General features: G+C 67.1%; 11 protein-coding genes. 1 reads left to right on the top strand and 10 read right to left on the bottom strand.

Translation table 11 applies throughout. The annotated features are described in order from the left end of the window. From AC1DR7_RS04825 to AC1DR7_RS04835, 3 genes are all read right to left on the bottom strand, one after another. On the bottom strand, positions 1-339 hold a 339-nt coding region (locus tag AC1DR7_RS04825), incomplete at its 3' end, for a biotin/lipoyl-containing protein (RefSeq protein ID WP_478076409.1). A 3-nt stretch (positions 340-342) separates the two neighbouring features. Next, on the bottom strand, positions 343-1,386 hold the full coding sequence (locus AC1DR7_RS04830) for an alpha-ketoacid dehydrogenase subunit beta (RefSeq protein WP_070427218.1): 1,044 nt from the start codon (positions 1,384-1,386) through the stop codon (positions 343-345). Between the two features lie 4 nt (positions 1,387-1,390). Next, on the bottom strand, positions 1,391-2,641 hold the full coding sequence (locus AC1DR7_RS04835; RefSeq protein WP_457318725.1) for a 3-methyl-2-oxobutanoate dehydrogenase (2-methylpropanoyl-transferring) subunit alpha: 1,251 nt from the start codon (positions 2,639-2,641) through the stop codon (positions 1,391-1,393). Between the two features lie 260 nt (positions 2,642-2,901). Here AC1DR7_RS04835 and AC1DR7_RS04840 point away from each other — a divergent pair, with 260 nt between their 5' ends. After that, positions 2,902-3,813 carry a LysR family transcriptional regulator gene (locus AC1DR7_RS04840; protein ID WP_256773946.1) on the top strand — a complete coding sequence of 304 codons (912 nt, stop codon included), beginning with the start codon at positions 2,902-2,904 and terminating at the stop codon, positions 3,811-3,813. Here the strand turns inward: AC1DR7_RS04840 and AC1DR7_RS04845 are convergent. From AC1DR7_RS04845 to AC1DR7_RS04875, 7 genes are all read right to left on the bottom strand, one after another. Then, positions 3,783-4,979: a YkvI family membrane protein gene (locus AC1DR7_RS04845; protein ID WP_478051143.1), complete on the bottom strand. Its 1,197-nt coding sequence runs from the start codon at positions 4,977-4,979 to the stop codon at positions 3,783-3,785. The genes AC1DR7_RS04840 and AC1DR7_RS04845 overlap by 31 nt on opposite strands. Then, positions 4,976-5,980 (bottom strand): class A beta-lactamase, encoded by a 1,005-nt coding sequence (gene bla, locus AC1DR7_RS04850; RefSeq protein WP_457318731.1) that lies wholly within the window; start codon positions 5,978-5,980, stop codon positions 4,976-4,978. Before bla ends, AC1DR7_RS04845 begins: the two co-directional genes overlap by 4 nt. Next, positions 5,977-7,020, bottom strand: coding sequence for an N-acetyltransferase DgcN family protein (locus AC1DR7_RS04855; protein WP_457318732.1), 1,044 nt, complete (start codon positions 7,018-7,020; stop codon positions 5,977-5,979). Before AC1DR7_RS04855 ends, bla begins: the two co-directional genes overlap by 4 nt. A 73-nt stretch (positions 7,021-7,093) precedes the next feature. Continuing rightward, entirely contained in the window at positions 7,094-9,289 is a 2,196-nt protein-coding gene (locus AC1DR7_RS04860) for a TonB-dependent receptor (RefSeq protein WP_478051142.1), read from the bottom strand. A 451-nt stretch (positions 9,290-9,740) separates the two neighbouring features. Beyond that, positions 9,741-11,072, bottom strand: coding sequence for a peptide MFS transporter (locus AC1DR7_RS04865; RefSeq protein ID WP_478051141.1), 1,332 nt, complete (start codon positions 11,070-11,072; stop codon positions 9,741-9,743). A 19-nt stretch (positions 11,073-11,091) separates the two neighbouring features. Beyond that, entirely contained in the window at positions 11,092-13,116 is a 2,025-nt protein-coding gene (locus AC1DR7_RS04870) for a serine hydrolase domain-containing protein (protein ID WP_457320028.1), read from the bottom strand. Beyond that, complete coding sequence (locus AC1DR7_RS04875) at positions 13,113-14,111, bottom strand: dipeptide epimerase (protein WP_478051139.1); 999 nt, start codon at positions 14,109-14,111, stop codon at positions 13,113-13,115. Before AC1DR7_RS04875 ends, AC1DR7_RS04870 begins: the two co-directional genes overlap by 4 nt. Between the last annotated feature and the right edge of the window lie 13 nt (positions 14,112-14,124).

The raw sequence follows: 14,124 nt of genomic DNA on the forward strand, positions 1-14,124 counted from the left end.
CGCAGGTGCAGCGGCCGGTGCGGCCGCCTTGGGCGCGGCAACCGGTTCGGCAGGCGCCGCGGCGGCCGGTGCACTGGTGGCGCTGGCATTTCCGGCACCGTCCACTTCCAGGCGGATCAGCTCGCTGCCGACGGCCATCATCTGGCCGGGCTTGCCACCCAGCGAGACGACGGTGCCTGACACGGGCGAGGGGATCTCGACCATGGCCTTGTCGGTCATGACCTCGGCCACGACCTGGTCTTCGGCGACCGGGCCACCGACCTCGACCTTCCAGGTGATCAGTTCGACTTCGGCGATACCTTCACCGATGTCCGGCATCTTGATGACGTGATGTCCCATGGTTCAGTCCTCCAGCACGCGCTGCATTGCATCGATGACCCGGGACGGACCCGGGAAGTAGTCCCATTCCTGCGCGTGCGGATACGGGGTGTCCCAACCGGTAACGCGTTCCACCGGCGCCTGCAGGTGGTAGAAGCAATGCTCCTGCACCAGGGCGACCAGCTCGGCGCCGAAGCCGCAGGTGCGCGTGGCTTCGTGCAGCACGATGCAGCGGCCGGTCTTTTTGACCGAATTGACGATGGCGTCCAGGTCCAGCGGCCACAGGCTGCGTAGGTCGATCACTTCGGCATCGATCCCGGCATCTTCGGCGGCGGCCTTGGCTACCCACACGGTGGTGCCGTAGGTGATGATCGTCAGTGCCTTGCCTTCGCGGGCGATGGCGGCCTTGTCCAGCGGCACGTTGTAGTAGCCCTCCGGCACCAGGTTGTCCGGGTACTTGGACCACGCGGTGACCGGGCGGTCGTGGTGACCGTCGAACGGGCCGTTGTACAGGCGCTTGGGCTCCAGGAAGATCACCGGATCGTCGTTCTCGATCGAGGCGATCAGCAGGCCCTTGGCGTCGTACGGGTTGGACGGCATGACCGTGCGCAGGCCGGTGGCGTGGGCGAAGATCGCCTCCGGGCTCTGGCTGTGGGTCTGGCCACCGTAGATGCCACCGCCGCACGGGGTACGGAACACCAGCGAGGAGGTGAAGCTGCCGCCGGAGCGATAGCGCATGCGCGCCGCTTCGGAGACGATCTGGTCGTAGGCCGGGTAGATGTAATCGGCGAACTGGATCTCGGCGACCGGGCGCAGGCCGTAGGCGGCCATGCCGATCGCCGCGCCGGCGATGCCGTTCTCGGAGATCGGCGCATCGAACACGCGCTGCTTGCCGTACTTGGTCTGCAGGCCATCGGTGCAGCGGAACACGCCGCCGAAGTAGCCCACGTCCTGGCCGAAGACCACCACGTTGTCGTCGCGTTCCAGCATCACGTCCATCGCCGAGCGCAGCGCCTGGATCATGGTCATCGGCGTGCCGCCGGTGTTGTTCTGTTCAATCCCGCTCATGTGTTCAGACTCCCAACTGCTGACGCTGGCGACGGAGGTGTTCGGGCATGTCCTTGTAGACGTCTTCGAACATGAGGGCCGCGCCGGGACGGTTGTCGCTGCCGAGCAACCCGTGGGTCTCGGCTTCCTTGAGGGCACGCAGGACCTCGGCATCGAGTTCGGTGCGCACTTCGTCGTGCTGCTGATCGCTCCACAGGCCGCGCTTGATCAGGTGCTGCTTCAGGCGGTCGATCGGATCGCCGAGCGGGAAGTGCTGGGCATCGTCGGCCGGGCGGTACTTGGACGGATCATCCGAGGTCGAATGCGGGCCGGCGCGGTAGGTCACCCACTCGATCAGGGTCGGGCCGAGATTGCTGCGGGCGCGTTCGGCGGCCCAGCGCGAGGCCGCGTACACGGCCAGCAGATCGTTGCCGTCCACACGCAGCGACGGAATGCCGTAGCCCACGCCGCGCGCGGCAAAGGTGGTGTTCTCACCGCCGGCGATGGCCTGGAAGGTGGAGATCGCCCACTGGTTGTTGACCACGTTGAGCACGACCGGGGCGCGGTACACGTGGGCGAAGGTCAGCGCGGCGTGGAAATCGCCTTCGGCGGTCGCCCCATCGCCCACCCATGCGGTGGCGATGCGGGTGTCGCCCTTGATCGCCGAGGCCATCGCCCAGCCCACCGCCTGGATGTACTGGGTGGTCAGGTTGCCCGAGATCGAGAAGAAGCCGTAGTCCTTGTACGAGTACATGATCGGCAGCTGGCGGCCTTTCAGCGGGTCGGCCGCGTTGGACAGCACCTGGCAGATCATGTCGACCAGCGAGACGTCCTTGGTGACCAGGATGCCCTGCTGGCGATAGGTCGGGAACTGCATGTCGTCATCGCGCAGCGCCAGGGTCTGGCCGACCGCGATCGCTTCTTCACCCAGGCACTGGATGTAGAACGAGGTCTTCTTCTGGCGCTGGGCGATCAGCATGCGCGCGTCGTAGGCGCGGGTCTTGAGCATGGCGTGCATCGCACGCAGCAGCACCGCGTCGTCGATGTCGGCGGCCCACGGACCCACGGCGTCGCCGTTGTCGTCCAGCACGCGGATCAGCTGGCCGGTCAGCGGTGCGGTCTGGCTGGCGCTCACGTCCACGGGCGGCTTGTCGACCGCGCCGGCGGGGCTCAGCTTCAGATAGGAAAAGTCGGTGGCCTGGCCGGGGCGGGCGCTGGGCTCGGGCACGTGCAGACGCAACGGCGCGCTGGTGGCGGGAATCTGGGGTGATGACATGTCAGGGGCCTCGCTGGGCTTGGGTCATGGAGCTACAGGCTTACCGCAGGCGGGGGGCAACGGTAATGGCGATGTTGACGCGCCGGCATCCCGGGGGATCCCGTCGCGAAGCGGGTAAGGACCAGCGCTTTCAAGGCGGCTGGGGCCATGGCGCATTGCACCCGGTGTGAAGTCTAGAGGCACGGCGGCATATCGTAAATTTGTTTAATAGCGTATGAGGTATTGTTTATTCAGATATCTCCATGCTACGGGAGCGGTGCATGCAAATCCCAGCCAACCTGACCCTGCGCCAGATGCGCTATTTCGCCGAGGCGGCGGAGCTGGGACAGTTCTCGCAGGCCGCGCGCAAGCTGCACGTCTCCCAGTCGGTGATCACCACCGCCGTTGCCCAGCTGGAGGCCGCGCTGGGGCTGAAACTGTTCGATCGCCTGCCGCACGGGGTCGGCCTGACCGCCGAGGGCCACCGTTTCCACCAGCACGTCCGGCACATCCTGGACACCCTGCAGGACGCCCTGAGCGAGCCGATGTTCCTGGCCAACACGCTGCCGGGCCGGGTCAGGATCGGCGCTTCCTACACCGTGCTCGGCTATTTCCTGCCGAGCCTGCTGGCGCGCTTCAAACGCTCCTATCCGCAGGTGGAGGTCGAGCTGGTGGACATGGACCGGGCGACGATCGAGCAGGGCGTCAGCAGCGGCGAGCTCGATTTCGGCTTGTGCATCATCTCCAACATGGCCGAGCCGTACGTACTGCGTCGGCAGGTGCTGATCCGGTCGCGCCGCCAACTGTGGCTGGCCGAGTCGCACCCGCTGCTGCAGTTGCCGGTGATCAGTCCGGCTGACGTCGCGCCGTATCCCTACATCATGCTGACGGTCGACGAGGGGCAGGAGTCGGCGATGCGCTACTGGCGTTCGGTCGGGCGCGCGCCCAACGTGGCTTTCCGCACCTCGTCGCTGGAAGCGCTGCGCGGCATGGTCGCCTACGGGTTCGGGGTGAGCATCCTGTCGGACATGGTCTATCGGCCGTGGTCGCTGGAGGGGCGCCGGATCGACGTGCGCACCTTGACCGATGCAGTGCCGCCGATGGACGTCGGCCTGGTCTGGCGCCCGGACGAGGACCTGTCCGCGCCGGCACGCGCGCTGCATCAGTTCCTGGTCTTTGCCTGTGGCGGGTAAGTGCCGAGGGCATCCGTCATGGCAGGGCGCGGGCAGGGCGGTTCCGCCCCCGGCGGCGTGAAGGCCCGCCCGCGACGTGACCAGAGCTGCCACGCCGAGTACGCCAGCAACGGCACCACATAGGTGGCCAGGATGGCGTAGGCCAGCAGCCGGTAGCCCTTGGCGATCAGTGCCACCAGGCCGATCCCGTCGGCAAGGAAAACGGCTGCCAGCAGGATCGCGGCGATGATCGCCACGCGCACGCCGCGTCCGGGCGCGGCGCCGGTGCGTTCTTTCCAGTTGACGCCGATGCGGCCGTCCACCGAGGCCATCAGCGTGACCCCGGTTTCCACCAGGGCGACCATGATCATCAGGCGGAACAGCCACTGGAACCACGGCAGGCCGAGCTGGCCGAGCATGAGGTCGGAAGGCAGCGGCGCGTCGGCGATGTCCGGCAGGAACGCGATCATGCAGACGTAGAACACGATCGCCGGCAGGATCGCCAACGGGCCGGCCAGGGCGCCGGCAATCACCGCGTCGCGACGGCACAGCAGGTGGCGCACGACCAGCAGGATCGAGACCGCCGCGAACACGTTATAGCCGGCGTAGGTCACCCCGTTGAGCACCCAGCCCGGGCCGAGGTCCGGGGTGTTGGACAACTGCGCCAGGGTGCCGTGGCCGAAGCGGGACAGGATCAGGCACGCGGCGATGGCATACACCACGTACATGAAGGCCGACATCAGCTTGAACATGCGTTCGACGGCGTTGGTGCCGGCCTGCACCACGCCGGTGATGATCGCCACCAGCAGCAGCGTGCCGACGATCCGTGGCCAACCGAACATGGTCGTGGCCAGTTCGCCGGCGGCCGCGCCGAACACGGCCAGTACCACCACGATGAGCGCCAGATAGGCGATTTCGAAGGTCCACCAACCACGCCCCAGCAGATGCCGGAAGAAGGTGCGGTAGTCGTTGGCACCGATCGCCCGTGCCAGCAGGAACGTCAGGATGCAGATCACGCTCCAGATCAGCATCGACAACACCATCGCGGCCAGGCCGCCCCACGGGCCCGAGGGCAGGAAGAACTCCGCCAGCTCACGGCCGGTGGCGTACCCGCCGCCGATCACGGCGGATTTGAACGCCAGGCCGGGCAACAGATAACGCTGGAACCGGCTGGCGGCGGCGGTCACTTGCCGGCGGCCGTGGGCTGCAGCAGGTAGAAATCGCGCACGGTGCGGGCGATCTCGGCGATCACCCGCTCACGTTCGCTGCGCGGTGCGTTGCTGGCCTTGACGAACACCGAGATGGCGAACCGGCTGCCGTCGGGCAGGGTGACCACGCCGACGTCGTTGACGGTGCCGGCGACGGTACCGCTCTTGTCGGCCACCTTGGTGCCCGGCGGCAGGCTGCCGCGCAGGCGTGCGCTGCAGGTCCGGCAACGCTCCATGATCTGCACCAGCACCTCGGTGCTGGCCGGGCTGAGTGCCTTGCCGGTGAACAGCTGGGTCAGCAGGGTCGACATCGCACGCGGCGTGGAGGTGTCGCGCGGATCCTTGTCGAAGGCCTCGCTGCCGGACTTGGTGCGCTTGACGACCTCCGGGTCGAGGGTCAGTTCCGCGACGCGTTCCTTGGTCAGCGGGGCATCGCCGAGGCCAAAGATATCGCTGAGCAGCTGCCGGGTGTTGCGATCCAGACGCTGGCCGTTGATGCCGTGCGCGCGCAGCCAGGCGGTGACCGCGGCCGGTCCGCCGGCCTGGGCCACCAATACGTCGGTGGCGGTGTTGTCGCTCTGGGTCAACATCACTTCGAGCAGGTTGTGCACCGACAGGCTCACGCCGTCGTGGATGAAGCGGTCGGCGATCACTTCCGAATCGACGTAGAAGGATTTCGGCACCGGCACCATCGTGGTCAGCGCCAGTTCGCCGGCATCCACCTTGCTCAGGATCACGGCGGCGACGGCGACCTTGAACGTGCTGGCCATCGGGAAGCCTTCATCGGGATTCAGATGCACCTGCTCGCCCTTGCCATCCAGGCGCCATGCCGAGACACCGACCTTGCCGTCGATCAATGTGGCCAGGCGTGCGACTTCGGTTTCCACCGGACGGGTCCGGCTGGCGCTGAAGGCGGCGAGCGGGCTCAGGCCCAGCACGGCCGCGACGCACAAGCTCAAGGTACGGGATGTCATCTTCATGCGATGCAGGCCTCCAGCAAACGGTTGAACGTTCCATCTTGCCGCATCGGGTCAGCCGCGGGCAGACCGAGACGCGCGCTGACCTCCGCACAGGCAGCCGATGCCGCAGCCTCGGTCATGCCGTGGGTGTTGAGACTGACGCCGACACAGCGGATGTCAGGGTTGGTGCGGCGCCCCAGTTGCACGGTCAATGCGATCACCTCTTCGATGGAGGGCAGTGGATAGTCCGGATAACCGAGCACGTGCTTGCGCCCCGGCTGGTGGCAGACCACGAACACATCCGGTTGGCTGCCGTGCAGCAGGCCGAGGCTGACACCGGCGTAGGCGGGGTGGAACAGCGAGCCCTGGCCTTCGATCACATCCCAGTGATCGTCGGCCGCATCCGGGCTGAGCAGCTCGGCGGCGCCTGCCGAGAAATCGGCGACCACCGCGTCCATCGGAATGCCGCTGCCGGCGATCAGGATGCCGGTCTGGCCGCTGGCGCGGAAGTCGGCCGCTACGCCGAGCCCGCGCAGGCCGCGCGCCAGGGCCAGTGCGGTGTACTTCTTGCCCAGCGCGCAGTCCGTGCCGACGGTGAGCACGCGCTTGCCGGTGCGCTTGCGCCCGTTGCCGACCGGAATGCCGCGTGGCGGGATGCGCACGTTGATCAGCGCACGTCCGTGGCCGTCGGCGACGGCGGCCAGCTCCGGAATGTCACCGAGCTTCTGGTGCATGCCGCTCACCAGGTCCAGGCCCTGTTCAAGCGCGTCGACCAGCGCGGGCAGCCACTGCGGCGGAATTACCCCACCGCCGTTGGCGACGCCGATCACCATCGCACGCGCACCGGCGGCGCGCGCCTGCGCCGGCGTCATGCTCGGCAGGCCGGTGGTGATCGGGCAGCCCGGCAGGCTCCATTCGGCAACACACACTTCCGGCGCCCAGTCGTGCAGGCCGATCGCGGTCTTGGCGAAGCCCGCCTCAGTGATATCGCCCAGGAACAGCAGGTACGGTTGGGGGAGGGCGGCAAGTGCCTGAACGGCTGCGGTGGGCGTCGAGCTCATGGGGATCCGGGGTAGTGGGGGAGGGAGGCGGTCACGGGACGGGATAAGGCGTCGCCGGGCGCGCAGGTGGCACTCAGTAGCGATAGTCGATCGACATGCCGATGGTGCGCGGCTGCAACGGCACGCCGGTCACCGCGACGTAGCGGTTGAGTGCATCGCGCACCGCGCCGGTCGACACATAGGCACGCTCGTCGGCGGCATTGCGCGCGTACAGACGCACGGTCCAGGTCATGTTGGTCAGTTCGGCATGCAGGTCCAGGGCGTTGTAGCTGTCGATCTCGTACGCGCCGGCCACGCGCGCGCCGGTGACGCGATAGCCGGCACCGACCCGGCCCTGCCACTGCGCGGTCACATCGAAATCGTAGTCGACGGTGGTCGACCAGCTCAGCCGCGGCGTCATCGGCATGCGGCTGCCGGCGACCAGGCCGCTGGAGGCCGGCACATCGCCGATCTTCGAATCGATGTAGGCCGCGTTGAGCCCGACCGTCAGGCGCTCGGCCGGACGCACCATGAAGCTCAGCTCCGCGCCCTGGCTGCGCGCGCTGCCAGCATTGCCCATCCAACTCAGGCCGTTCTCGGAAACGCGCACCTGGATGTCGTCCCAGTCGATCCGGAACAGGGCCAGATCGATCATCGCCCGACGGTCCCAGAAGTGCGACTTGAAGCCGAGTTCGAGGTTGTCCAGCGTGTCGGCCTTGGTCATGGGCACCACGCCGGAGGTCGACACGTTCGGTCCACCCGGGCGGTAGCCGGTGGCGTAGCGGGCGTAGAGCATCGCGTTTTCGTTGAAGTGCCAGCGCGAGGCGAGTTTCCAGGTGGTCACGCTGTCATCGGCGTCGTCGGCCAGGTCGATCGGTCGCGGACCGTACAGCAGCCCGACGCTGTGCTGTTCGAAATCCTGCTGGTTACGCGCATGCCGCACGCCGGCGGACACATCGAAACGCGGGCTGAATTTGTAGGTGACATCGGCGAAGATCGCCTGCTCGTCGTAGGTGCCGGGCAGGCTGGCGGTGCCGGGATTGAACGGCAGCGGTATCCCGTTGGCATCGTAGGCGCTGACCTGCTGGCGGTTGGCGTTCTTCTCACCGGTGAAGAAGGTGCCGAGCAACCATTCAAAGCGCGCGTTTTCCTTGGAATTCAGGCGGAATTCCTGGGTCCATTTGCGGGTGCCGAGGAAGACATCGAACTGCGCCTGTCCGGCCGGATACCGGGTCAGCAGCGGCCACGCCGCGCCATAGACCAGGGTGGAATCCTGCACTTCGTCCATGCGGGTTTCGGAGAAACTGGAAGCGGAGACGAAATCGACGTTGCCCAGATCCCAGTCGAGGATCGCCGAGTAGTAGTCGGTCTCCATCCGGTACGGCGTCGCGCGCTGGAGGATGCCTTCGAGCGGGCCGCGGATTGGCTCCAGCGTGGGATAGGTCAGGCCTACCGCGCTGGAGTTGTCGGCATCCACGATCTGCGACAGCGCCTGCACGCGCAGGTTGGCGGTGTCGCTGATGCGCCAAGTCAAGGCCAGGCGCGAGGCCAGCTGGTAGTAGCCGTTGCTGTCTTTGGCGTCATCGCCGGCCAGATCCGGCTGGTCGACATAGCCGGGCGTGCCCTGGCGCGACATGCTGGCGCGCAGGCCCAGCTTGCCTTCGACCAGCGGCACGTTGAACGAGGTGCGCACGCCCGTGCCGACGTCGCCGGCCTCCCGGGTGGCATTGACGTCCATGCCGGCGCGGAACTCGAGGCCATCCGGATCGGCGGCCTTGGTGATGTACTTGAACAGGCCGCCCATCGAGCTGGCGCCGTAGAGGGTGCCCTGCGGGCCGCGCAGCACTTCCACGCTTTGGATGTCGTAGGGCAGCAGATCCAGCGCGTAGGTGGTTGCGCGCTGCTTGTTGCTGCTCGTGCCGATCGGTGTGTCATCGATGTAGGTGCCGATGATCGAGCCACCGCCGAGCGGCGCCACGCCGCGCAACGCCATCGTGGTCTGGCCCGGCGCGCCGCCACTGTCCACCTGGAAGCCGGGGACGTAGGCGGCGAAGTCGTTCAAGCGGGTGGCGCCGAATGCTTCGAGGCGTTCTTCGCTGATCACGCTGACGCCGGCAGCCACCTCCATGACGTTCTCGCTGCGCTTCTGCGCGGTGGCCACTACGCGATCAAGCTCGACGACATCGGGCGTGCTGCGGCTGCCATCGGCGTTGGCGTCCTGGGCCATCGCCGAGGTGGCAAGGCCCATGCAGCACAGCGTGACGGTGGAGGCGAGGATCGAACGTTTCATCGGCTTGCGCATGTGCGGGCTCTCAGGCATCAGGAACGGGGTCAGGCAGAGAAAACGACGGCGATCCGGGACTGCGACAGCCGCGTGGCGTTGCATCGGGGAGTGCGGTGGACGCGCGCGGTGCCGCGGCAGCAGCGTGTCGGCACATCGGTCAGGGGAGAGGACATGGGCAGCGAACGACACGCGCGGCGGTCGGAGACGTGCGGAAACTGATCGGGCATTTCGATGTCCCTACAAATCCTGTGCAAGGAATATTTATCCTGATCAGAGATATGTCAAGCTCAATTAGAAAATAGTGTCTCAATAAGGAGTATTGCGCTGCAGCAATTCGAGCGCGCCCAGGGCCGCTTCCCAGACCGATTGGCGCCTGGTGGGCGCACTGCGCCGGACCACGGGCCGCGATCAAGCGCGATCGTCACCACACCGATAAGCACGGTGCGGCACCGACACCTCAACCCGCGCGCACCGCACGGGCAGCCGGGGCAGCGTCCTGCGGGGCAGGTGAGGCGTTGCCAGCCAACAGCGGTCGCGCGCGGCGTTCCAGCCGCAGTAGCAGGATGGCAACGAGCATGCAGGTGCCGCCCATCAGCGAGAAAAACACCGCACTGGACAGCGTTGACCACAGCGTGCCGACGGCGCCGGCCAGCAGATTGCCGCCGAACGAGGCCAGGAACCAGAACGCGATGATCGTCGCGCCGAAGCCTGCCGGCGCCAGGCGCGCGAACAGACCCAGCCCCACCGGCAGAATGAAAAGCTCGCCCAGGGTGAAGATCGCAAAGAACAGCGCGGCCCACAGCCAGCCGACCTTGGCCGACGGTTCGCCGCCGAGCATCGCCACCAGCGCAAATGACAGGCCGACCACGGCAGCGCCGATCGCCATCTTGGTCAGTGCGGCCGGCTCGCGGCCCTCGCGCGCCTGCCGCGTCCAGCGCCGCACCAGCAGCGGTGTGATCAGGAACACCAGCAGCGGATTGAGCGAGAAGAACCAGGTCATCGGGACGGTGAAATCGGCGGTGATCACGCGGTCCACGCCGGTATCGAGCCAGATCGCGATGGTGTTGCCGATCTGCTCGTAGGCCAGTCGGAATACCACGATCAATCCGGCAATCATCGTCATCAGCTGCAGCAGTGGTCGGTAGGTCGGCTGCCACAGCGCGGAGAAGGGCAGCGTGGCGCGCTCGCTGCGCGGCGGATCCGGTGGCAGGTGCCGTCGGCCGCTGATGTAGACCACCAGGCCCAGCAGCATGCCGATGCCGGCGGCCGAGAAACCGACGTGCCAGCCATACACCTCTCCCAGCGTGCCGCAGACCAGCGGCGCGAGAAACGCGCCGAGGTTGATGCCCACGTAGTACACGTTGAACGCCGAGCCACGACGCGGATCATCGCGCCGGTACAGGTCGCCGACCTGGCCCGGCAGGGTCGGCAGGAACAGCCCGTTGCCAAGTACGATCGCCAGCAGTGCCGGATACAGCAGGGCATCGAAGGCCATCAGGAAGTGGCCGAACGCCATGATCACCCCGCCCAGGATCACCGCATGCCGCTTGCCCAGCCAGCGGTCGGCGAGCAGGCCGCCGAACACCGGGCTCAGGTAGGCCAGCGCGGTGTACAGGCCATAGACCATCGAGGCCTGCTCCTGCGAGAAAAGCAGCTGCTTGGTCATGTAATAGACCAGCAGCGCCCGCATGCCGTAGTAGGAGAATTTCTCCCACATCTCGGTGAGGAACAGGATGGTCAGGCCTGGCGGCTGCCCGAACCAGGCCCTGGGCGGTGCAGCGATGCTCATCGGGCGGGGCATCCGTGGGTCAGAGCTGCAGGCCGGTACTGATCAGGCGCTGGGTAATGGCAACGAACGCCACCACCAGCCCTGCCAGTGCGACCACCCAGGCGCCGTAGCGGCGCACGCGCGGCCAGCTGGCCGGGGTGCGGATCGCCACCCAGACCAATGCCGCTGCCGCGAACACGCTCAGCCAGGACAGCGCCTGCACCAGGATCAACGGCCCGTTGGTGTACGACGAGATCGCGCCCGGGCCAGCGATCGATTTCACGTACAGCGCCCAGGCGGCCACGGTGCCCAGCTGCGTGGTGATCGACAGCGTCTGCAGCCAGCGCAGGCCGCGGTTTTCTGCCGGCGCGCTGACACGGTAGTAGCGGCGCACGAACACGCCACCGACGCGCAGCACGGCCGACAGCGTAAGCAGCCCCAGCGCGACGAACAGCGCAGGGCGCAGCCACGCCGGCGAACGCCAGCCGGGGATCGGTTCAAAGCCGAACACCGAGGCGAACGGACCGCCGGAGAAGTACACCGGTCGGCCGTCCTTGACCTTCACTTCCAACAGGCCGCGGCCGTTTTCCTGCTGCCACAACCACGGCGACACCTCGCGCCAGCGCAGCAGCTGGCCGTTGAGGCCCTTCTGGCCATCCACGGTGATGGTGCCGTCATCCTGCGGGTGCACGCGGATCGGTGCGAACAGCGTCAGCATGCGCAGATAGGAACTGTCCGAACGGCGCGTGCTCTGCCAGCTCGTCCCGGCCAGCGCAGCGGCGTGCGAGCGGGCCGTGGCAGCATCCACGCCCGGGCCGGCGCGTTCGATCGGCAGGGTCGGCAGGAAATTCTCGACGAAGCGCTCCCACACCTGGGCGCGCAGGGCAGAACCGGCCGCATCACGCCCCACGCTGTTGGTGGAAACGAAGACGCCGATGTTGCGTTCCGGGATCATCCACAGCCACGAGTAGAAGAACAGCATCGTGCCGCCGTGTGAGCGCGTGTCGTAGCCCCCGGTGTCCGAGGCCATCCAGCCCAGGGCCATGCGCGGCAGGTGCGGCAGGATCGCCGGCTGCGGGGTCAGCATCTGTGCGTTGGTCTCGGCGCGCATGATGCGCTGGCCGTCGAGCTCACCATGATTGAGCGTGGCCATCATGAAACGTGCCATCGCCGAGCCGGAGGCATACAGACCGCCCACGCCCGGCGCGGTGTTCTTCTCGGCCGGGTAGCTTTTGCCCGAGCCCAGCAGATAGCCCTTGGCGGCGTGCGGCAGCAGCTCGGCCGGCAGCTTCTGTTCGAAGCTGGCGTACTGCATGCCCAGCGGCTGCAGGATGTGCTGTCTGGCGTAGTCCTCGAAGCGCTGGCCGCTGACCCGCTCGACGATGTACGAGGCGATGCCGGTGGCGTAGTTGGAATACGCCGGCGTGGTGCCCGGTGCGGAGATCTGGTTGGGCACCCATTCCTTGAGGAAGTTGTCGCGGTTGGCCGGATGGTCCGGGCCCAGCACGATCAGGTAGCGCATGCGCTCTTCCAGACCGCTGGTGTGGGTCATGATCTGGCGCAGCGTGATCGGCGCACCGTTGGCCGGGACCTTGATGTCCAGGTAGATGTTGATGTCGGCGTCCAGATCCAGCTTGCCCTGTTCGACCAGCTGCATCACCGCGGTCCAGACAAACAGTTTGGAGATGGACCCGGGGCGGAACAGGGTGGTTTTGGGATCGACCGGCGTGCGCTTCTCGACATCGGAGAAACCAAAGCCGCGCTCTGTGACGACCTTGCCATTCTCGACCACCGTGACCACGGCACCGGCGAGATCGCCCTGCGCCATCAAGTAGGGGACCAGGCCGTCCAGGAAGGTGTCGACGCGGGCTGCATCCAGCGTGCCGGTGGCGGCCGGCGGGGGAGTGACGCTGTCAGGCGCCCGGGTGGCTGCAGGCTGCGGCGCGGCGGCGGGCGGCGGGGCCTGTGCGTGCAGCGGCGAGAACACGGCGCTGGAGGTCAGCAGCAGGCCGGCCACCAGCGCGCGCCAGCTGAGGGTGCGCGGATGCCGCGATGTCATGCTCATGCCTGCACCCCCTTGCCCCACACCGCGTCCTCGCAATGCACCCGTCCCTCGTCATAGCGCAGGCCCGGGACGCGATCCTCGCGCAGGAACAGCGGGCCATCGAGATCGACCACGTCGCAATGCTGGCCCACGATGAAGGCCGGGCCCATCGCCCAGCTGCTGCCGATCATGTTGCCGACCATCACCTGCATGCCCAGTGCACGGGCCTTGTCGACCATGGCCAGGCCTTCGGTGAGTCCGCCGGCCTTGTCGAGCTTGATGTTGATCACGTCGAACAGACCGGCCAGCGCTTCGATGTCCGCCGCGTCCTGAACGCTTTCGTCGGCAGCGAACGGCAGCGGTCGTGCGAAGCCCTTGAGTTCGGCTTCGCGACCGCGCTGCAGCGGCTGTTCCAGCAACTTGATGCCRTTGTCCAGCAGCACCGGCATCAACGCGTCCAGCACGTCCACGGTGTAGCCCTGGTTGGCGTCCACGCCCATCCATACCTCCGGGCGCGCCTTGCGGACGGCGCGCACGCGTTCGCTATCGATATCCAGTTCGCCACTGAGCTTGAGCTTGAGCGCCTTGGCGGCCGCATAACGCCCGGTGGCGATCGACTGCATCGTCGCCGGATCATCAGCGCCGAGGGTCCAGGTGGTCAGCAGCGGCCGGGTCTGCGACAACCCAGCCAGCGCCCAGGCCGGTTTGCCGGTCCGGCTCGCCTCCAGATCCCACAATGCGCAGTCCAGCGCGTTGCGCGCGCCGCCGCGGGGCAGCAGTTGCTGCAGGTCGGCGCGGCTGATGCCGGTTTCGATCCGCGCACGCAGCTGTTCCAGCGTGGCCAGCATCTGCTCTGGCGCATCATCGAGGTAGTACACGCCACTGGCTTCGCCACGGCCGCGATGGCCGCCGTCTTCCAGTTCCACGCGCAGCACCTGGGCGTGTTCGAAAACGTAACCGCTGATCCGGAACGGAGCCAGCAATGCAAGCGTGTCGATCTGCAGGGTGAGTTTCACAGGATGTCTCCAG

It is taken from the genome of Stenotrophomonas sp. P5_A9 (assembly GCF_056400525.1).

What these genes read in the sequence shown, in the direction of transcription:
- AC1DR7_RS04830 (WP_070427218.1), bottom strand. Translation starts at nt 1,386, where the DNA reads ATGAGCGGGATTGAACAGAACAACACCGGCGGCACGCCGATGACCATG.
- AC1DR7_RS04835 (WP_457318725.1), bottom strand. Translation starts at nt 2,641, where the DNA reads ATGTCATCACCCCAGATTCCCGCCACCAGCGCGCCGTTGCGTCTGCAC.
- AC1DR7_RS04840 (WP_256773946.1), top strand. Translation starts at nt 2,902, where the DNA reads ATGCAAATCCCAGCCAACCTGACCCTGCGCCAGATGCGCTATTTCGCC.
- bla (WP_457318731.1), bottom strand. Translation starts at nt 5,980, where the DNA reads ATGAAGATGACATCCCGTACCTTGAGCTTGTGCGTCGCGGCCGTGCTG.
- AC1DR7_RS04855 (WP_457318732.1), bottom strand. Translation starts at nt 7,020, where the DNA reads ATGAGCTCGACGCCCACCGCAGCCGTTCAGGCACTTGCCGCCCTCCCC.
- AC1DR7_RS04860 (WP_478051142.1), bottom strand. Translation starts at nt 9,289, where the DNA reads ATGAAACGTTCGATCCTCGCCTCCACCGTCACGCTGTGCTGCATGGGC.
- AC1DR7_RS04865 (WP_478051141.1), bottom strand. Translation starts at nt 11,072, where the DNA reads ATGAGCATCGCTGCACCGCCCAGGGCCTGGTTCGGGCAGCCGCCAGGC.
- AC1DR7_RS04870 (WP_457320028.1), bottom strand. Translation starts at nt 13,116, where the DNA reads ATGAGCATGACATCGCGGCATCCGCGCACCCTCAGCTGGCGCGCGCTG.